Annotated in this window: 14 protein-coding genes; 5 read left to right on the top strand and 9 right to left on the bottom strand. The window is 71.6% G+C overall.

The features are described 5' to 3' along the window. Positions 1-19 precede the first annotated feature (19 nt). The 4 genes from ACZ6K0_RS22400 to ACZ6K0_RS22385 all read right to left on the bottom strand — a co-directional run bounded on the left by ACZ6K0_RS22400 (position 20) and on the right by ACZ6K0_RS22385 (position 7,178). Positions 20-1,432, bottom strand: coding sequence for a GH1 family beta-glucosidase (locus ACZ6K0_RS22400; protein ID WP_469229859.1), 1,413 nt, complete (start codon positions 1,430-1,432; stop codon positions 20-22). An 82-nt stretch (positions 1,433-1,514) separates the two neighbouring features. Continuing rightward, a complete protein-coding gene (locus ACZ6K0_RS22395) occupies positions 1,515-2,621 on the bottom strand; it encodes a DUF1996 domain-containing protein (protein ID WP_376403643.1) in 1,107 nt (368 codons plus the stop codon). Positions 2,622-2,648: 27 nt separating this feature from the next. Further along, entirely contained in the window at positions 2,649-4,826 is a 2,178-nt protein-coding gene (locus ACZ6K0_RS22390) for a discoidin domain-containing protein (RefSeq protein ID WP_469229857.1), read from the bottom strand. Positions 4,827-4,982: 156 nt separating this feature from the next. Next, positions 4,983-7,178 carry a galactose-binding domain-containing protein gene (locus ACZ6K0_RS22385; RefSeq protein ID WP_469229855.1) on the bottom strand — a complete coding sequence of 732 codons (2,196 nt, stop codon included), beginning with the start codon at positions 7,176-7,178 and terminating at the stop codon, positions 4,983-4,985. A gap of 189 nt (positions 7,179-7,367) precedes the next feature. Here ACZ6K0_RS22385 and ACZ6K0_RS22380 point away from each other — a divergent pair, with 189 nt between their 5' ends. Next, positions 7,368-8,411, top strand: coding sequence for a LacI family DNA-binding transcriptional regulator (locus tag ACZ6K0_RS22380; protein ID WP_469229853.1), 1,044 nt, complete (start codon positions 7,368-7,370; stop codon positions 8,409-8,411). A gap of 18 nt (positions 8,412-8,429) precedes the next feature. On the opposite strand, the gene ACZ6K0_RS22375 is transcribed toward ACZ6K0_RS22380, so the two are convergent. The 5 genes from ACZ6K0_RS22375 to ACZ6K0_RS22355 all read right to left on the bottom strand — a co-directional run bounded on the left by ACZ6K0_RS22375 (position 8,430) and on the right by ACZ6K0_RS22355 (position 14,294). Further along, positions 8,430-9,488, bottom strand: a complete 1,059-nt coding sequence (locus ACZ6K0_RS22375; protein WP_469229851.1) for a phosphotransferase family protein — start codon at positions 9,486-9,488, stop codon at positions 8,430-8,432. Positions 9,489-9,639: 151 nt separating this feature from the next. Then, the gene (locus ACZ6K0_RS22370; RefSeq protein ID WP_469229849.1) at positions 9,640-11,031 is read right to left on the bottom strand and encodes a GH1 family beta-glucosidase; all 1,392 of its coding nucleotides are present in this window, start codon (positions 11,029-11,031) and stop codon (positions 9,640-9,642) included. Between the two features lie 53 nt (positions 11,032-11,084). Then, positions 11,085-11,924: a carbohydrate ABC transporter permease gene (locus ACZ6K0_RS22365; protein ID WP_469230612.1), complete on the bottom strand. Its 840-nt coding sequence runs from the start codon at positions 11,922-11,924 to the stop codon at positions 11,085-11,087. A 61-nt stretch (positions 11,925-11,985) separates the two neighbouring features. After that, the gene (locus ACZ6K0_RS22360; RefSeq protein WP_469229847.1) at positions 11,986-12,978 is read right to left on the bottom strand and encodes a carbohydrate ABC transporter permease; all 993 of its coding nucleotides are present in this window, start codon (positions 12,976-12,978) and stop codon (positions 11,986-11,988) included. Positions 12,979-12,989: 11 nt separating this feature from the next. Continuing rightward, a complete protein-coding gene (locus ACZ6K0_RS22355) occupies positions 12,990-14,294 on the bottom strand; it encodes an ABC transporter substrate-binding protein (RefSeq protein WP_469229845.1) in 1,305 nt (434 codons plus the stop codon). Positions 14,295-14,467: 173 nt separating this feature from the next. Here ACZ6K0_RS22355 and ACZ6K0_RS22350 point away from each other — a divergent pair, with 173 nt between their 5' ends. From ACZ6K0_RS22350 to ACZ6K0_RS22335, 4 genes are all read left to right on the top strand, one after another. Beyond that, positions 14,468-15,766, top strand: a complete 1,299-nt coding sequence (locus tag ACZ6K0_RS22350; RefSeq protein WP_469229844.1) for an ROK family protein — start codon at positions 14,468-14,470, stop codon at positions 15,764-15,766. A 148-nt stretch (positions 15,767-15,914) separates the two neighbouring features. Then, positions 15,915-16,580, top strand: coding sequence for an SDR family NAD(P)-dependent oxidoreductase (locus tag ACZ6K0_RS22345; RefSeq protein WP_469229842.1), 666 nt, complete (start codon positions 15,915-15,917; stop codon positions 16,578-16,580). 422 nt (positions 16,581-17,002) lie between these two features. Next, positions 17,003-17,995, top strand: a complete 993-nt coding sequence (locus tag ACZ6K0_RS22340; protein WP_469229841.1) for an AraC-like ligand-binding domain-containing protein — start codon at positions 17,003-17,005, stop codon at positions 17,993-17,995. 381 nt (positions 17,996-18,376) lie between these two features. After that, on the top strand, positions 18,377-19,912 hold the full coding sequence (locus ACZ6K0_RS22335; RefSeq protein WP_469229840.1) for an FAD/NAD(P)-binding protein: 1,536 nt from the start codon (positions 18,377-18,379) through the stop codon (positions 19,910-19,912). Positions 19,913-20,021 lie beyond the last annotated feature (109 nt).

Here is a 20,021-nt window from a genome sequence, read left to right as displayed (position 1 = left end):
ACCGGGCGGGGCTTCTCGATCACGCGGACCGTCGGACCCGCCGGGCCGTGTCGCGGAGCCACAGGGCGCTGCGCTTCGGCGTGCGGGTCTGGGTGGGGTAGTCGACGCGGACGAGGCCGAAGCGCTTGTCGTAGCCGTAGGCCCATTCGAAGTTGTCCAGGAGCGACCAGGCGAAGTAGCCGCGGACGTCCGCTCCGCCGGTACGGGCCCGGGCCACCGCCGCGAGGTGGGCGGCGAGGTAGGCGGTGCGGTCGGTGTCGTCGACGAAGCCGTGGGCGTCGGGGCGGTCCTCGTACGCGGCGCCGTTCTCGGTGACGACCATCGGGGTGCCGGGATAGTCGCGGGAGACGCGCAGGAGCAGCTCGGTGAGGTCGTGGGGCATCACCTCCCAGCCGAGGCCGGTGACCGGGAGGCCGCCGTGCGGGAGGTTGCGGGTGACGGGCAGGCCCCGGGCGTCGGTGGTGGCGCCGTGCTCGTCGGCTCCGGACGTGCGCATGGAGCGGTAGTAGTTGACGCCGAGCGTGTCGATGGGACCGGCGATGATCGGCAGGTCCCCGTCCCGGACGGGGATCTCGATGCCGTGTGCGGCGAGGTCGTCGATCAGGTCCTGCGGGTAGCGGCCGCGCAGGATCGGGTCGAGGTAGAAGCGGAAGCCGATCGCGTCGGCCCGGCGGGCGGCCTCGCGGTCGGCGGGGCTGTCGGTGGCGGGCCGGCTGGTGCCGAGGAGGTGGGTGACGGCCAGGTCGAGGGGACGGCGGGCGGCGGACCGCAGGCGCTGGACCGCGAGGCCGTGGGCGAGGTGCAGGTGGTGCACGGCCCGGACGCCGTCGGCGAGGGAGCGGCCGCCGGGTGCGTGGATCCCTTCGACGTGACCGAGGACGGCCGAGCAGAAGGGTTCGTTGAGGGTGGTCCAGTGGGTGACGCGGTCGCCGAGGCGCTCGTGGACGAGTTCCGCGTAGTCGGCGAAGCGGTACGCGGTGTCGCGGGCCGGCCAGCCGCCGGCGTCCTGGAGCTCCTGGGGCAGGTCCCAGTGGTACAGGGTCAGCCAGGGGGTGATCCCGTACCCGAGGAGTTCGTCGACCAGGCGGTCGTAGAAGCCGATGCCGGCCGGGTTGGCCGGGCCTCGGCCGCCGGGCTGGACGCGGGGCCAGGAGACGGAGAAGCGGTACGTGTCGAGGCCGAGCGAGGCGAGGAGGGCGACGTCCTCGGGCATGCGGTGGTAGTGGTCGCAGGCCACGTCGCCGGTGTCGCCGTTGTCGACGGCCCCGGGCACGCGGCAGAAGGTGTCCCAGATGGACGGGGTACGGCCGTCCTCGGCGGCGGCTCCCTCGATCTGGAAGGCGGAGGTGGCGGCGCCGAACCGGAAGTGCGGGGGGAGGAGGTCGATGAGCGCGTCGTGGTGGGCGGTGGCGGACGGGGCGGGGGCGGTCACGGGATCCTCCTGGTGCCGAGAGGCGGACGGGAAAGCGGCCCGGGCGCCCTCGCGGGCGTCCGGGCCGTGTACGGGAGACGGATCAGGGCAGGCGGTGGTCCGCGTTCAGCACGGCACCGCGTTCGGGGCGGTACAGGTCGAAGCCCCGTGTGTCGCACTGGAGGCCGCCGACGATGCAGTGGTCGACGAGGGCCTTGAGGGTGGGCTCCTCCCACGCGTTGAAGAAGTCGTAGTGGAAGGAGTAGCCGCGGCCACTTGCCAGGCGGACCTGGCTCATGTCGCCGTTGACCGGCCACGCCATCTTGAACTCGATCATCGGCAGGGCGACGGGGTGGGAGGCCGGACACATGTTGTCGTTGGTGCCGGGCTTGACCACCGTGTACGCCATGTGGCTCTTGTGGTCGGGGGTGTCGAGGTAAAGGCCGTCCCAGCAGCTGGGGGCCTGCATGCGCAGGTTGAGCTGTACGTCGGGCCGGCTCGGACAGCTCGCCGGGATGTCGGTGTTGAAGAAGCTGTCACCGCATTCCCAGCCCTCGACGAAGCCCTTGTGGCTGCGGAACTCCTCGGCGGTCTGCATCGGGTTGCCGACGACGAACCGCAGACCCTTGGGGAAGGGCCGCACGCTCCGGTAGTCGGTGACGCCCGCCTTGTAGTAGATGACCTGCGGGCCGACGGGCAGGATCTTCTGGTCGCCCTTGTACAGCGAGGGCATCCAGTACGCGGAGGCGTCCGCGGGCGCCTTGCACGTGGTGCTGCCTCCGTAGAGCGAGCCGGTGGTGCTGGCGGCGTCGGTGGAGGTGTTGCCCATGAACGTGTGGTCGTGGGACTTGCCGAACTGGCCCGGGTAGACGATCGGGTCGTCCGGCGCGGTGTGGGTGACGGAGCAGCCGGCCTGGAACTCGTGGTGGTAGGCCGGGGGCGGGGTGGCCGTGGACGGGGTCACCCCGGTGACCTGGGGTACGGCCGGGATGTAGCCGTCGCCGTCGGGGTCGTCCCCCGAGGGGAGCGCGGAGGCCACCATGACATGGCCCTTGGCGGCGCCCGCCGCGTGCGCCCCGTGGGCGCCGGCGACCGGGGCGGTGGTCTCCCCGCGGGCGGTGGCCGCGGTGTAGGTGTTCACCGTCAGGGCGGAGACGCCCAGGGCTGCGCTGAGCAGTAAGGCGGACAGGGTCCGGCCGCGGATTCTCATCGTGATCTCCTCGTTCTCCTCAGGGGGTCAGCTGTAGATGCCGAACTCGTGGAGCGAGTAGCCCCAGCCGGTGCCGCGCGCGGTGAGCTGGAGCCGGACGTACCGTGCGGTGGCACCGGTCTCGATGGCGTCGATGTCGCCGTTGCCGGTGGTGGTGGCGTGGATGGTCCGCCATGTGTCGCCGTCGTCGGAGACCTGGACCTCGTAGGCGCGGGCGTAGGCCGGGTCCCAGACCAACTGGAGCCGGTTGAAGGAGCGGACCGAGCCGAGGTCGACCCGGATCCACTGCGGGTCGCTCCAGTCGCTGGCCCAGCGGGTAGTGGCGTTGCCGTCGGTCGCGTTGGTCGCCGGGCAGGGGCAGTCGCCGTAGGAGGCCTGCGCGGAGGAGGCGATGGTGGGCCGGTTCAGGGCGATGTTGGTGCCGGCGACCGGCGGGCCGACGACCTTGACGGACTTCGTCTCGATGCCCGCGTTGCCGCGGCCGTCCTCGGCCTGCACGTACACCTTCCACACGCCGAGCTTCTCCGGCGCGGTGACGGCGAAGGCGCCGTTGCCCAGGGACCGGTACGTCGCCTCGACGAGCCGCTTGTCGCCGCTGGCGTAGTTGCCGCTCAGGAAGATCCTGGTGGTGACGGCGTCGCCGTCGGGGTCGCGGACGTCGGCGCGGACGGTGAACTCGCCGCCGGCCGGGGCGGATCCGGCGCGGTCCACCGTCATGCCGCTGATGACCGGCGGGGTGTTGTCGCCGGCGGTGCTGCCCGCGTACGCCTTCTTGACGGCGTAGTAGGAAAGGCGCTTGAGGCCGTCGGGGAGGAGGTTGAACCAGACGCCGCCGAAGTCGTGCTCGGTGCCGTAGTGGAAGACGGTCGCGCCGAGGCCGACGCCCTGGTGTCCGATGACGCAGTTCCAGGCCTTGGTGTAGCCCTCGGCCTTCTGGACGTCGGTGGGCTCGTCGGCCACGCCGTTGGCGTCCTTGGGCATCTCCCACTCGCCGGCCGGTCCGGTCTCGGTGATGATGTACGGCTTGGTGTAGCCGCCCTCCTGCCAGTCCTGGCGCACTCCGCAGATGTCTCCGTAGGAGTTCATCGAGTAGAGGTCGAGGTCGGGTGCGTTGCGCTTGTAGTAGGGCCAGGCTCCGGTCCAGGCGTCCGTGGAGGTCACGGGGTGGTCGGGGTCGATGGTGTGGATCTTCTTGGCGACGTCGTTGACGAAGGTCGTGTACGCGTTGCGCTGGGCTTCGAGTTCGGTGCCGCCGTAGCAGTTCTGCAGGCCGAGGACGGACTCGTTGCCGACGTTCCACATGAGCGTGGCCGGGTGGGACTTGTAGGTGTCGACCCACTTCGCGAACTCGGTGAGCATGGTGTTCTTGTACGCGGTGTCCGTCACGTAGTCGACGCAGCCGCCGGAGCCGGGGCCGCCGCCGGGCTGGAGCCAGAAGCCGTTGATGACGCGGATGCCCTGGGCGGCGGCGGTGTCGAGCAGCGGTTTGGTGCCGCCGTCGGTGCCCCAGGTGCGGATGGTGTTCACGCCCATGGACTTCACGTCGGGCATGTACCGGCCGGCGTCGGCGATGGCGGGGCCCCAGGTGACGCCCTTGACGGTATAGGGCTGTCCGCCGACGGTCAGCTGCCAGTTGCCCTGGGTGCCGGTGACGCGGACGGCGCCGCCGGGGCCGGGGGGCGCCGCGGTGTCGCCGTAGACCTGGAACTCCCACAGGGAGTAGCCGTAGCCGGTGCCGCGGGTCACGCCCTGGAGGCGGACGTAGCGGCCGGTGCCGGAGACGGTGAGGTCGTCGGTGCCTCCGTCGCCTGCGGTCACGGACTTGACGGTGCGCCAGTCGCTGCCGTTGTCGGAGAGCTGGATGTCGTAGGCCTTGCCGTAGGCGCCCTCCCAGTTCAGGACGACGCGGCTGATGTTCGCGCTCGCGCCCAGGTCGACCTGGAGCCACTGGCCGTCGCTCCACTGGCTGGCCCAGCGGGTTCCGGTCAGGTCGCCGTCGACGGCCGCGGCAGCGGAGTAGGCGGCGCCCTCGGCGGAGGAGGCGGTGGCGGTCTTCCCCTGGGAGAGCAGGGTGGGGGCGGCGGTGGCCGGTGCGGCCGTCAGCACGGTGGCGGAGGTGGCGAGCAGCGCGCCGAGGGAGACGAGGGAGGCGGTGGTACGGGCGCGGGCGCGCCTTCGTCGCTTCGGGGCGGTGATGCTGGTCATGGCGGCTCCTGGACGGACGACAGTGGGGGTGGGGTGGGGACGTGGGGTTGGGGGGCGTGGGGTTCGCCTTCCGGGCGGCGCGGCGGGGACGGTGGCGCCGCCCGGAAGGGGTGTGGGGAGCCGGGGCGCGCCGCATGGGGTGCCCCGGCCGGGCCGTCAGGGGAAGCTGACGACGGTGGACGGCACGGTCGAGGTGCCGGCGGGCACGGTGGACGCTCCGGTCTCGTTGATGACGTGCTCGTAGTGGCCGTTGCCGCCGAGCGAGACGGTCAGGAGGCTGTGGAACTTCACGCCGGGCTTGACGGGGGCCTTGAAGCCGTGGTCCTGGCGGATGTTCGGGTCGACGTTGTAGTTGCAGTAGCTGCCGAGGCCCCAGGCCTCGTGGGTGTTCACGGAGTCGTCGACGCGGTAGGCGGCGTACCCCTTCGTCGAGCCGTTCTGGATGGCGGCCTGGTTGGGGGCGTCGTACGCCTTCTCGTTCTGGTAGAAGATCGTGCGGCCGCGCTCGCCGTACCACTCGACGTCGTACTTGTTGAAGTGCTCGACGAACAGGCCGGTGGCGAGCACGTCGTCGCCGTTGACGCGGACGCCGTAGTCGGCCCGGTTGGTCTCCCAGCCGACGCCCTCGCCGTGGTCGGCGCGCCAGACCCAGGTGTGGTCGACGATCGTGTCGTCGTTGTTGACGACCATGCTGGTGGTCGCCTTGCCGGCGCCGGCGCCGCCGATGCGGATGTACACGTCCTGGACGGTGGTGGGGTTGGCGGCGTGGTCGGCGGAGGCGTTGCCCGGTCCGATCTCCAGCAGGACCGGGGAGTTGACCGGGCCGGCGTCGATCAGGAAGCCGGCGAGGCGGACGCCGTCGACGTCGGCGACCTTCATCGCGGTGACGCCGTTGTCCGGGATGATCGTGGCGAGGCCGAGGCCGAGGACGATGGTGTTCGCCCGGTTCACGTTGATCGTCCGGTCGACGTGGTAGATGCCCGGGGTGAAGAGCAGGTGCAGGCCCTGGGCGAGCGCCTGGTTGATGGTGGCGGCGGTGGCGCCGGGCTTGACGACGTAGAACTGGCTCAGGGGGACGGACTCGCCCTGCGGGGTGCCGTTGGCCCAGGTGGTGCCGCGCGCGTTGGTCCGCTTGGCGGGCGCGAAGACCTTGTACTCGTTGCCGTCGAGGTAGAGGTAGGGCTTCTCGCGGGAGACGGGCGTGGTGTCGAGCGTGGTGTAGCGGGGCTCGGGGAACGAGGTGGCGGGTGCGCCCTCGACGCCGGAGAAGGTCTGGTTCCAGACGCTGTTGGACCAGCCGCCGATCGAGCTGTCGCGGGTGTACCACTGCTGCTGCGAGTAGTTGCCGATCTGGCCGTCGACCTTGGAGTCGGCGATGTAGCCGCCGCTGGCCCAGCCGTAGCCGTTCGGCGCGAGGTTGAGCCCGCCCTTGACGTGCATGCGGCGGAAGGCGGAGGCCTGGGAGACCGCCCAGCGGTCGGTGCCGTTGACCGGGTTGAGGGTCAGGCCCTCCGCGCCGCGCCAGAAGTTCTGGGTGGCGTTGCCGTTGAACCAGCCGGCGTCGACGGTCACGTCGCCGTTGATGGTGGTGTCGCCGGGGCGCAGGCCGAGGCCGGCGATCTGGGTGTAGAAGCCGATCTGGGCGTTGAGGCCGTTGTACGTGCCGGGCTTGAGGAGGAACGCGTGGCGGCCGGTGCCGAACTGGGCCGACTCCTGTTCCCGGAAGACCTGGTCGAGCGTGGCCTGGATGTTCGGGGTGGAGGGGTCGAGGACGTGCACGTTGGGGCCGAGGTCGCCGCCGCCCGGGAGGGTCGGGCCGCCGCCGTCGGTGGAGCCGTACACCTGGAACTCCCAGAGGGAGTAGCCGTATCCGGTGCCGCGGGTGAGGCCCTTCATCCGGACGTAGCGGCCGGTGCCGGAGAGGGTGACGTCGTCGGTGCCGCCGTCGCCGCCGGTGACGGTCGTGACGGTCCGCCAGTCGGTGCCGTTGTCGGAGGCCTGGATCTCGTAGCTCTTGCCGTAGGCCCCCTCCCAGGTCAGAAGGGCGCGGCTGAGGGTGGCGCTCTGGCCGAGGTCGACCTGGAACCACTGGGCGTCGGTCCACTGGCTGGCCCAGCGGGTTCCGGTCAGATTGCCGTCGACGGCGGCGGACGCGGCGTAGGCGGCCCCTTCCGTGGACGAGGCGGTGGCGGTCCTGCCCTGCGAGAGCAGGGTGGGGGCGGCGTGGGCCGTCGCGGCGGGGAGGACGGCGAGCAGGCCGCCGGCGAGGGAGGCGACGAGTGCGCCGACGGTGGCCCGTCGGACGGCTGAAGCGGGGCGCCGGAAGGCCGGCGGGGACCCGACGGAAGACATGGGGCTCCTCGGTGTACAGAACGGAAACATGGGAGAGCGCTCTCCGAAACCTTGCCCGGCGGCCACAACGACGGTCAAGGCATGCGACACGGCTTTTCTTTTGGCTTTCATTAAGTGGCAGCGCCATGTGGTTCGGGATGGCCCGAGCCCGTACCACCACCGGACACGGAGCCCCGATATGGTGCACGCGTGGGGAATCGACAGAGCGCGCGGACGGGGAACCGAGGACCGACTCTGGAGGACGTCGCACGTGAGGCGGGGGTGTCGCGGGCGACGGTGTCCCGTGTCGTCAACGGCGTGCGCAACGTGGACCCCGGCATCCAGCAGGCCGTACGCGACGCGGTCGCCCGCACCGGCTACACGCCCAATCAGGCCGCCCGGTCCCTGGTGACGCGCCGCACCGGAACCGTCGCCCTGGTGCTCTCCGCGACGGGAAAGGCCTTCGCCGCCCGGGTGTTCTCCGACCCGTTCTTCGGGCGGGTGGTCGACGGAGTGCTCCCGGTCCTGCGCGAGCGCGCGATCCAGCCGGTCATGCTGGTCGCGGAGTCGGAGCAGGCCAGGACCCAACTGGTGGAGTACCTGCGGCGGGGCGGCGCCGACGGAGCCCTCGTGGTCCCGCTCGACGGGGACGACCCGCTGCCGGCGATGCTGGTGGCGGCCGATGTCCCCACGGTGCTGTTCGGCCGCCCCCACGACGCCACGCGGTGCGGCTTCGTCGACCTCGACAACACCGCGGGCGCCCGGCTGGCCGCCGAGCACCTGTGGGCCACCGGCCGGCGGCGCCCCGCCACCATCGCCGCACCGGTGACCGCCCCCACGGCGAACGAGCGCCTCGACGGCTTCCGGGACGCGTTCGCGGCCCGCGGCGTGGCGTCGGTTCCCGTCGTCCGGGGACGGTTCTCGGTGGACAGCGGCAGGCACGCCATGGCCCGGCTGCTGAGGGAACACCCGGGGATCGACGCGGTGTTCGCCGCGAACGACCTGATGGCGCAGGGCGCCTGCCAGTATCTGCGCGAGGAGGGGATCGCCGTCCCCGGGGCGGTGGCCGTGGTGGGCTTCGACGACTCGGTGGCCGCGCGGCGGGCACGGCCGCAGCTGACCACCGTGCGTCAGCCGGTGGAGCGCATGGCGGCCGCGATGGCCGGCCTGCTGGTCGAGGAGCTCGCCGGCGGCCGCTCCGAGCCCGCCTCGAAGGTGTTCGAGCCGGTGCTCGTCGTCCGCGACTCCACCTGACCCCGCCGCGCCGGCACGTCAGGCCTCCAGGGCGTCCAGGGCGGCGAGCTGTTGTGTGACGCGCTCGGCGGACCAGGTGTCGAGCCAGGCCGCGAGCTCCCCGCCGTAGACGCGGGGGACGGCTTCCACGCGCATGACCAGGGCCAGGTAGACGCGGTAGAGGGCGAGTCGTACACGGGCGCCGGTGTCGATGGTCAGGCTCGGCGCGAGGGAGCGGTAGCCGGCCATGAGGTCGGGATCGTCCTCGGCGGAACCGAGCGGGTCGAGTCCGACGAGTTCGGCCAGGGGGTCGCCGAAGAAGGCGCGTTCGCCGTCGATGAGGCCGCTGAGCCGCCACGGGCCGTTCCCGGTCCCGGCGAGGACGATGTTTCCCTCCCAGGCGTCGAAGTGGACGAGCGCGGGGCGGCGGACCTCGGCGAGCCGGTGGCCGAAGCGTACGGGCAGGGCGGCGAGGAGTTCGGGCGGGGCGGGCAGGGCGACCTCGAAGCGGATCGCGTCGGCGAGGACGGCGTGCAGCATGGCGGTGAACGCGGAGGGCCAGTCGGGGCCGGAGAGGCCGACGGCCGGTCGCGGGTAGCCGTAGCCGGCCCCGGTGACGGTGGCGATCCGGGCCAGGCACTCCCCCAGCCGCCGGCGCAGCGCGGCACGCTCGGCGGGTGCGATCCGCTCGCGGGCGGCGTCCCAGGTGATGCCGTCGACGTGGGTGAGGAGCAGCCACTCGGCGGGGGTGCCGGGGCCCGGCGGCTCGTGGTGGAGGACGGTGGGGACGGGGGCGCCCGCCCGGGCGGCGAGGCGGTGGAAGAGCGCCTCGGTGCCGAGGAGGCCCTGTTCGTGGGTGAGGGCGGGGGTGCCGGTCCGGGGAGCCGTCTTGAGCACGAGCCGCCGTCCGTCGGCGAGTTCGAACACGCGGGCGGAGTTGTAGAGGCCCCCGCTGAGGGCGGTGCCCCGGACGACCGCCACCGGGCCGAGGGCGTGGCGCAGCCGCTCGACGGCGAGCGCGTGGGCGCGTTCTTCGGCGAGCTTCTCGGCGTCGTCGTCGGGGCCCGGCGGAGGGGACGGAACGGCGGTGGCGGCCATGGGGCGCTCCTGTACGGGAAACCTCGGAGGGGATCGGAGAGGAAGGGTAGGGCGGTGGCGACGTACCGGGGAAGGCCGCCCCGTCCGTACCAGGGAAGGCCGCCCCGTTCGTGCCGGGGCGGCCTTCCCTGCGTGTGCGAGGACCGTCCGGTCAGCCGGTGGTCGCCGCCCGGTGGGCGCGGATGATGTCCGCGTACCGCCGTCCGCTGGTCTTCACGGTCCGCTTCTGCGTCGCGTAGTCGACGTGGACGAGGCCGAAGCGCTTGTCGAAGCCGTAGGCCCACTCGAAGTTGTCGAGCAGGGACCAGGCGTAGTACCCGGCGAGCGGGGCGCCCTTGCGCAGGGCGCGGGCGCAGGCGGCCAGGTGCTGCTCCAGGTAGCGGGTGCGGTCCGGGTCGTGGACCTCGCCGTCGGGGCCGACGGTGTCGGGGAAGGCCGAGCCGTTCTCGGTGACGTACAGCTCGCGTACGCCGTAGTCCTCGGTGAGGCGCAGCAGGAAGGCTTCCAGGCCGCCGGCGTCGATCTGCCAGTCCATTCCCGTGCGGGGCACGTCGGGGAGGCGGACCTCGCGGGCGTACGGGACGGGGCCGGCCGGGTCGTCCGTGACGGTGACCGGGAAGTAGTAGTTGAGGCCGTGCCAGTCGAGCGGGGTCGCGATGGTGTCCATGTCGCCGGCCCGTTCGGGCAGTTCGACGCCGTACAGCTCGCGCATGTCGGCGGGGAAGCCGCGGCCGTACACCGGGTCGAGCCACCAGCGGTTGGTGTGGCCGTCCATGCGGGCGGCGGCCGCGACGTCCTCGGGCCGGGTGGAGGCGGGGGCGACGGTGGAGTGGTTGGTGACCAGACCGACCCGCGCGCCAGGGGCGGCGGCGCGGATGGCCTGGGTGGCGAGTCCGTGGCCGAGGAGCAGGTGGTACGAGGCGCGGACCGCGGCCGTCAGGTCGGTGTGTCCGGGGGCCATGCGGCCCTCCAGGTGGCCGATCCAGCCCGAGCAGAGGGGTTCGTTGAGGGTGGTCCACTGGGTGACGCGGTCGCCCAGGCGCTCGGCGGCGACGGAGGCGTACGCGGCGAGGTGTTCGGCGGTGGCCCGCTCGGTCCAGCCGCCGCGGCTGTCCTGGACCCGGTCCTGGAGGGCCTGCGGCAGGTCCCAGTGGTAGAGGGTGACGGACGGGGCGATGCCCGCGTCGAGGAGGGCGTCGACGAGCCGGTCGTAGAAGTCGAGTCCGGCGGCGTTGACCGGTCCGTCGCCGCCGGGGACGATGCGCGGCCAGGCGAGGGAGAGGCGGTACGCGTCGGTGCCGAGGCCCTTCATCAGGGCGACGTCCTCGGGCCAGCGGTGGTAGTGGTCGCAGGCGGTGTCGCCGTCGTCGCCGTTGTCGATGGCGCCGGGTGTACGGGAGAAGGTGTCCCAGATGGAGGGGGCGCGGCCGTCCTCGGCGACGGCGCCCTCGATCTGGTAGGCGGATGTCGCCGTACCCCAGGCGAAGGACGGAGGGAAGGCCTCCAGGTCGAGCGGGGTGCGGGAGTCGGGGGATGCGGACACGGAGGACCTCTTCGTGATGGGAGGAGACAAGACCGAGAGGGCGGAGGAGGACGTCACTTGACCGCACCCGCGGTGAGGCCGGCGACGAGGTAGCGCTGGAGGAAGAGGAAGCCGACGACGACGGGGACGCTCACGACGAGCGAGGCGGCCATCACCTGGTTCCAGTACACGTCGTTCTGGGTGGCGTAGCCCTGGAGTCCGACGGCGAGGGTGCGGGTGGTGTCGTTGGTCATGACGGAGGCGAAGAGGACCTCGCCCCAGGCGGTCATGAAGGCGTAGACGGCGACGGCGATGATGCCGGGGGACGCGGCCGGGACGATCACCCGGAACAGGGCCTTGATCGGTCCGCAGCCGTCGACCTTGGCCGCTTCGTCGAGTTCGCGCGGGATCGAGTCGAAGTAGCCGGTCAGCATCCAGATCGAGAACGGCAGCGAGAACGTCAGATAGGTGAGGACCAGGCCCTCGCGGGAGCCGAAGAGCGCGATGCCGGTGGCGTTGCCGATGTTGACGTAGATGAGGAAGAGCGGCAGCAGGAAGAGGATGCCGGGGAACATCTGCGTCGACAGCACGGTCACGGTGAAGACCCGCTTGCCGCGGAAGTCGTAGCGGCTCACCCCGTAGGCGGCGGAGATCGCGACGACGACCGAGAAGACGGTGGCCGAGCCGGCCACGACGATCGAGTTCACGAAGTAGTCGGCGAGCGGGACGGTCTCCCAGATGTCGATGTACGGGCGGATCGTGAGCCCCGAGGGGATCCACTGGAACTTCCCCGAGACGTCCTCCAGCGGTTTCAGCGAGCTGGAGATCATCACGAAGACCGGCAGCACCACGAAGGTGGTGAGCAGGGTGAGGAAGATCCGCCGGGTCCACAGGAACGAGCGGGGCGCGGCCATCGGGGAGCGCGGGGCCTTGCGCCCGCGGGCGGGCGCCGTGCGCCGGAGTGCGTTGGCGTTCTCAGACATCGGAGGTCTTCCTTCCGCGGGTGGTGAGCAGGAGGTAGACGCCGGTGACGACGAGGAGGAAGAGCAGCAGCAGGACGGACATGGCCGAGCCGGTGCCGAAGTTCCACGTCTGGAAGGACGACTGGTAGATGTGCAGCGAGATCAGGTCCGCGGCCTCGGGGGCCGCCTTGCCGAACAGGACGAACGGCGTGTTGAAGTCGTTGAACGTCCACAGGAACAGCACCAGGACGAGGACCTGGTTGACCGGCCGGAGCGACGGCAGGGTGATGTGCCGGAGCTGCTTGAGGACGCCGGCGCCGTCGAGGGCGGCCGCCTCGTACATGTCCCGGGGGATGTTCTGGAGGCCGGCCATGACGGTGAGGAAGGCGAACGGCCAGCCCTTCCAGACGGAGACGACGAGCAGGGTCCAGAAGCTGTTGTCGCCGATGAGCCAGAAGGCGGGGCTGTCGCCGATGCCCAGCTGGTCGTGGAGGACGTGGTTGATGAGGCCGTTGTCCCGCTGGAACATGAACGCCCAGGTGATGACGGCGGCGTAGACGGGCAGGGCGTACGGGACGAGGAAGAGGGTGCGGAGGATGCCGCGGCCCCGGAACTCCTCCTGGAGGAAGACGGCGGCGGCCGTCCCGAGGAACCAGCACATCCCCACGGAAAGGACGGTGAACAGACACGTCGTCAGGAAGGACGAGAGGAGCGCCTGGCCGACGGGGGCGTCGAAGTCGATCGAGACGGTGTAGTTGTCGAGGCCGGCCCACGGGGCCTCGGACCAGTTGCGGATGAAGAACTGGGTGAGCTCCTTGAAGCTCATGCCGATGCCCATGAGCATCGGGACGAGGTGGACGAGGAGTTCGAGGAGCAGGGCGGGCAGGAGCAGCAGGTACGGCAGTGCGAAGCGGCGACGCCCGGAGCGGCGTGGTGCGGGTGCCCCTCCGGGTGCGGCCTTGCGCACCACCGGCTCACTCGTGGGAGTGACGGCGGTTCTGGTCATGGAGGTGCGGCCTACTTCTTGGGCATCTGCTGCTGGGCCTTTTCGAGCTTGGCCCGTACGGACTCGGTGGTGACGGGCCGGCCCGCGGCGGCGTCCGCGAACAGTTCCTTGACGGCCGTGCCGACCACGGTCTCGAACTGGGACTCCTCGGGGACCTGCGGGAGCGCGGCGGCGCTGCCGGCGAGGGTCTCGCGGATGACGGTGAGCGACGGGTCGGCGAACGCGGGGTCCTTCTGGGCGCTCTTGACCGGCGGCACCGATCCGTAGGCCTTGTTGAGGAGGATCTGCTCCTCGTCGCTGGTCATGAACTTCACGAACTTGAGGGAGCCGTCGAGGTTCTTGGTGTTCTTGAAGACGGCCATGTTGATGCCGGCGACCATCGAGTTGGTCTGCTGGTCCTGGCCGGGCGTGCCCGACGGGACCGGGGCGGGGACGACGCCCCACTCCTCGGGGGCCATGCCCTGCGAGGCGAAGGTCTGCTGCGGCGTCTGCCACAGGACCATGCCGGTGCGGTCCTTGGCGAAGTCGCTCAGCGACTGGTTCTGGGCGTACTCGGCGTTGCCGGGGGCGACGATCTTCTGCGTGGCCATCAGGTCGACGTACTGCTTGACCGCGGCGACGGCGCCGTCGGAGGTGAAGTCCGGCTTGCCGTCGGCGGTGAAGAAGTCGGCTCCGTGCTGCTTGGCGAGGACGAAGACCTGGTGGATGTTGTTGGACAGGTTGGAGCCCTCGACGCCGATGCCCCACTTGCCGCCCTTGCTGATCTTCTTGCCGGCGGCGATCACCTCGTCCCAGGTGGTCGGCGGCTTGGCTATGCCGGCGTCCTTGAACATCTGCTTGTTGTAGTAGAGGGCGTAGGCCATGGAGTAGAGCGGGACGGCGGCCGGGTCCTTGCCGGGGGTGCCGGTGGAGCCGAGGGCGGAGTCGACGAAGCGGTCCTTGCCGCCGACGGCCTCGAAGTTCTTGGCGTCGAAGGGCAGCAGCGCGCCGGTGGACTGGAGGGAGGCGCTCCAGGTGTTGCCGATGTTGAGGACGTCGGGGCCCTGGCCCGAGGTGGTCGCGGTGAGGATCCGGTTGAGCAGGTCGGACCACGGGATCACCTCCAGCTTGACCTTGATCCCGGTCTCCCGCTCGAACTGGTCGAGCTCGGGCTGGAGGACCTTCTTGTCGACCTCCAGGCTGGAGCCCTGGTTGGTGGCCCAGTAGGTGAGGGTCTTCGGTGTCGCCTCGCCGCTCTCCCCGCCGCCGCAGGCGGTGGCGGTGAAGGCGAGGGAGAGGGAGACGGCACCGGTGACTGCGGCTCTGATTCTGCGCATGGCTCCTGGGCCCTTTCGGGGGGACGGCGGGGTTGCCGATCAAGGAGAGCGCCTGGACCGCTCTCCGTGACATCGGCTTAATTTAGGATGTGAGTTAAACCCCACGGGAAGGTCGCGTCAAGGCCTGTACTGCGGGTATGTTGCAACGAACGACTTCAGAGACGGGGACCAAAGTGCACGCGAGAAGTGGCCGCACGGTGCGTGACCTGCGGCGTGAGAACCGCACCGCCGTTCTGCGCAGGCTGTACTTCGACGGGCCGGAGAGCCGCCTCACGCTCGGCCCCGCGACCGGCCTGAGCTCCGGCTCCGTCAGCAACGTCGTCGCCGAACTCCTCGCGGAGGGACTGGTCGAGGAGGCCGGCAGCGTCGACTCCGCCGGCGGCCGCCCCCGTACCCTCCTGCGCATCACCCCGGACAGCGGGTTCATGATCGGCGTCGACATCGGCGAGACCCGCATCAGGATCGAGCTCTTCGACCTCGCCCTCACCGAACTCGCCCGCACGGAACGGGCGCTGGCCTGCTCCGGGCCCCGCACCGAACGCTACGACGTGGACCTCGTCGTCGCCCACCTGTGCGAGGGCATCGCCGAGGTGCTCCGCGCCGCGGACGTCCCCGTCGAGCGCCTCCTCGGCATCGGCGTCGGGGTCCCCGGCATCGTCGATCACGGCGAGGACGGCGCCGTCGTCCACGGCCAGACCATCGGCTGGGACACCGTCCCCCTGGAACGGCTCCTGCGCCGGGCCGTCGACCTGCCCGAGACCGTGCCGTACTGGATCGACAACGGCGCCAAGACCCTCGGCCAGGCCGAGATGTGGTTCGGCGCCGGACGCGGCGCCCGCAGCGCCGTCGTCGTCCTCTTCGGCTCCGGCGTCGGCGCCTGCTCCGTCAGCGACCCGATGGAACCCGGCCGCGCCCTCGAATGGGGACACCTGACCGTCCGGGTCCGGGGGCGGCGCTGCCGCTGCGGCTCCCACGGCTGCCTGGAGGCGTACGCAGGCGCCGAGGCCCTCCTGGAGCGCTGGCGCGAGGCCGGGGGGCAGCCGCCGGCCGGGGCGGACGAGGAGACCGCCCTCACCGCGATGCTCGCCGCCGCCCATCCCGCCGACCCGGGAACGGCACCCGACACCACGGCACTCGCCGTCCTGGAGGAGACCGCCGAGTACCTCGGCGCGGGCTTCGCCGACCTCATCAACCTCTTCCAGCCCGAACGCATCCTCGTCGGCGGCTGGGCCGGCCTCCAGCTCGGCACCCGCTTCCTCGACACCGTGTCCCGCCACGCCGGCGCGTACGCGCTCCGCTACCCGGCGAGCCGCACGCGCATCGACCTCGGCACCCTCGGCCCCGAGGCCGTCACCGTCGGCGCGGCCCTCCTGCCCCTCGCCGACTTCTTCGCCCGGGGCGGCCGCAGCCCCGAGACGGAACCCAGCACCCCCGCCCCGGCCTGGCAGGCCGCCCTCCGGGACCGCGTCTGACACAACCGTTCGGCCACTCCGGCGCACCGTCACGCTCCGTGTCCGCCGTTCGCTCGCGCGGGTGGTTCCTGACCGGTGAGGGCGGTGACGGGGTCGAAGATCGTCGTACGCTCCGCCCGTAACCGTTCGCAGGAACAGAGGAGTTGTGGTGTCCACAGCAGTGGTGGTCGGCGCCGGGCCGGGGATCGGGAAGGCCGTGGCCGCGCGGTTCGCCCGGGAGGGGTACTCCGTCGCCGTGATCGCGCGGACGCAGGAGACCGTGACACAGGTCGCCGAGGAGATCCGGCGGGACGGCGGCAGGGTGCTGGCCCTGACCGCCGACAGCACGGACGAGGAGGGCCTGCGGGCCGCCCTCGACAGGGTCGGCGGCGAGCTCGGGCCGGTCGACGCGGCCGTCTACAACGCCGCGCTCATCCGCAGTGACGCCCCGGGCGAGCTCGGCGCGCAGGGGCAGTTGGACGCCTGGGCCGTGAACGTGGTGGGCGCGCTCACCACGGCGAGCCACGTGGCACCGGGCATGGCCGAGCGGGGGCACGGAACGATCCTGGTCACGGGCGGAATGCCCCGGATCAACGCGGGCTGGGTCAGCCTGGGTCTCGGAAAATTCGGTGTCCGGACCCTGGTCGACCTGCTCGACGCGCAGTACGGTCCGGCCGGGGTGCACGTGGCCTCGGTGACCGTCCCCGGCGCCGTGGCGCCCGGTACCGCGTTCGACCCGGACGACATCGCCGAGCACTACTGGCGCCTGCACACCCAGCCGCGGGACGCCTGGGAGCGCGAGGTCGTGCACGGGGGCGTACCGGCAGCGCGCTAGCCTCCGCACGCGCCACCCGGCGCCGCCGTCAAGGCAGCCTTTCCGGCCTCCGCGCCCCAGGCCCGCCCAGGAACACACCCTGAACGCGCCCGGAAGGTCCCGGGACAGGAAAGCAAGAGCCCCTTCGGTCACGCACCGACGGGGCTTCAGCCATGTCCGGGACGAGCGGAGATTCGTGAAGGTTCCATGAACTACACACTGCGACAGGGGCCGCGCGCCCTTCCCGTGGATATACACGAAGCAGGAATCCTTGTTCGAAGAGCGCTGACGCAAATCCAACTGCCGGGCGACCGAGCCCATGGAGCAGGATGAGGAGCATCTGTGCACAGAACCGGTAACGGTCCTCTGGAAAGGAGAAAATTCATGCCCCGAGAGCCACAGGGCAACTGCATATCTCTTTCGGCGGCACCGGGACGATTCACATGAGCGCTGTCCTGCTCGACCCGCCCGGCCCGGTGCGCACCCTGCGCACCGGGGAATCCGCTCTGCAACGGGGATTCCACGCCTGGGGGGATCTCGTCACGGACACCTGCGGTCCGCTGCGCGTCTACCGGACCGAGCCCGGCCACTTCGAAGGGACCATCGCCACGGGCACCTTCGGCACCGTGCAGCTCGCCGAGGTCCAGGCCGGCCCGCACGCCGTGGAGCGCACCCCGCTGCTCGCCACCAGGGCGACGGCCGCTCCCCTCTACCTCGCGTGCGTCCTGGAGGGAGAGGTCCGCGTCCAGCAGGGCGACATCACGGCCGTCGCCCGGGCGGGCAACCTCTTCTGCTACGACAGCTCCCTCCCCTTCACCCTCTGGATGCGGCAGTCCATCCACATGGTCACCGTGAAGTTCGACCACCAGCTGGTCGATCTCAGGGCCGGAGTCGAGCACCCGCTGCGGGCGGCCACCTGGTCCGGCTCCGAGGGGGCCAGCGTGCTCCTCGCCGACCTGCTCCGCAGCGCCGCGCGGAACATGTCCCGGCTGGACCCGGCGATCGCGGACCACCTGGGGAGCAGCGTCGCCAGCCTGGTCGGCGCGGTCTGCTCGGAGAAGCTCGGCGAGGCGGTGAGCGACCCCGTCCTGGCCCGCCGCGCCCTGCTGCACCGGATCAAGACCTTCGCCCGCGCCCGCCTCAGCTGCTCCGAGCTGAGCCCCCGGCTGCTGGCCAGGAATCACAAGATCTCCCTGCGCTACCTCCAGCTGCTGTTCCAGGACGAGGACAGCAGTCCCGCCCTGTGGATCCGCAACGAGCGGCTGCGCCGCTGCCGGGACGACCTCTCCGACCCGCGCACCGCCCATCTGACGGTGGCCAACATCGCGGAGCGCTGGGGCCTCGACAGCGCGTCGCACTTCAGCAAGCTGTTCCGCGAGCGCTACGGGGTGGCCCCCCGTGAGTGGCGCCGCCAGTCCACGCGCGGACTCCCGTAGCCCGGACTCCCGCGGACTCCAGCAGCCCGGCGGCGGGCCCGGCCGGCCCGCCCGCCCCCTCCCCACCGTCACCCCATCCCCCACTTCCCCCATCACCCCCGCCTTCCCCACCTTCTCCTTCTCCCTCTCCCCTCCTTGCTTCCCGTGCGGATGCACGTGCATCTCAGCGGTGTGCGCAAACCCGTTATGTCGTATGCGTGTTCGCGCCAGCGGCAGCAGTGGGGAGCCAGCAGACTGGAGCCCGATTTCACAGGTTTTGCGGTTCGGTTCTCCCGATGTTCCGGCACCCACCTTCCGCATTTCTTTCCGCGCCTGTTCCGATCGGTTTTCCCTCTGCAAAAGAACGGACATCATCCGCGCCATTGAACGGGGTTCGCTCGAATGTTGTTTCCTGCGAGAATCGGCATCATCGGAGGCGGCGCCTCCGCCGTATGCCTGCTCGACACTTTGAGCCAGCGCGAAGAAATTCCCGAGTCGGTCACGGTGTTCGACCCCTCCCCGCACCTGTGGCGGGGTCGTGCCTACCAACCCGACGCGGCGACCCTGCGGGTGAACGCCCCACCCGAGGACATGACCGTCCGGGCCGGCGACCCGGAGCACTTCACCCGGTGGCTGGAAGCGCGGGCCGTGGTCCTCGGCACGCGCACCGACCACGTCGACGCCCGGTCGGGCATCACGTTCCCGCCCCGGGCTCTGTACGGCGACTATCTGGAGCAGTGCGCCCGCAGCGCGCTGAACCGGCTCGCGGCCTGCGGCTCCCGCATCCAGCTGGTCCGGGCCGCCGTGGTCGACCTGGCGCGCGAGGACGGCTCCCTCGTCGCGTACACGGCCGACCGCACCCCGTACGCCCTCGACCACACCGTGCTCTGCGTGGGCACCGGCGAGCCGGCCGACCCGCACGGGCTGACCGGCACTCCGGGGTTCGTCGCCGATCCCTACCCAGTCGTGCAGCGGCTCGCCGGCATCGGCGAGCGGGACCGGGTCGTCGTGATCGGCAGCGGCCTGACCGCCGTGGACGTGGTCCTGCAGCTGACCGCCGCCGGGCACACCGGCGAGATCGTCATGGCCTCCCGGCGCGGGGTGCTGCCGAGCGTCCGCCAGCGGCCCGTGGAGCGCGAACCGCGGTACTTCACCGCGGCGCACTTCCGTGCCGTCGCCGCGCGCGGCGAACGGCTCTCCGTCGACGAGGTGGTCTCCCTGATGGGGGCCGAGCTCGCGGACGCAGGATCGGGGCTCGACTCCGTCACGGAGGAGATCGCCTCCTGCGGCGTCGAGGAGCCCATCGCCCGGCTCCGGCGCCAGTACGACCTCGTCGACGGCTCCGACCCGGGCCTGCGGCTCCTCCAGCGCGCGGTCCCGGACACGGGCCCCGACGTCTGGCCGCTGCTGCCCGAGCACGAGCGGACCCGGCTGCTGCGGGACCACTACCGGACCGTCATGAGCCTGTGCTGCCCCATGCCGCCGGCCAGCGCGGCGACGCTGCTCGACCGGGCCGACCAGGGCCGGCTGCGGATCGTCCGCGGCGTCGAGCGCATCACCGCCCTGCCGGACGGGGGCTTCCGGCTCGTGGGCGACGCCGGTGTCCAGGACGCCGATGTCGTCGTCAACGCCGTCAGCCCGGGCTCGGCCCGCGTCCCGCGCGGCGCGTCGGCGCTCGTCGACGCCCTCGTCCGCAGGGGACTCGCCGCCCGGCATCCGCGCGGCGGCGTCCACGTCTCCCGGTCGACCAGCGGGCTACTCGCCGCCGGCGAGACCGACCGGCGGATCCACGCCCTCGGCGACCTCGCCTCGGGATCGCTCTTCTTCACCTTCGGTGTTCCCTCCCTGGTGGACCGGGCCGTCGACATCGCCGACGCCGTCCACGCGGAGGCCGCCCGCACCCCCGTCGCGTCCGCGAACCCGGTCCGGGCCCTGTGACCCGACACCATCAGCCACACCCCGCACCCCCACGCGCACCCGACTCCCCCCTGCCCGCCTTCCCCGCACCCACCCTCCCCGGCCGGACACCGGCCGCCCCACACGACCG

The organism is Streptomyces sp. NPDC042346, from assembly GCF_055581845.1.
This window is presented reverse-complemented; position numbering and strand designations above follow the sequence as displayed.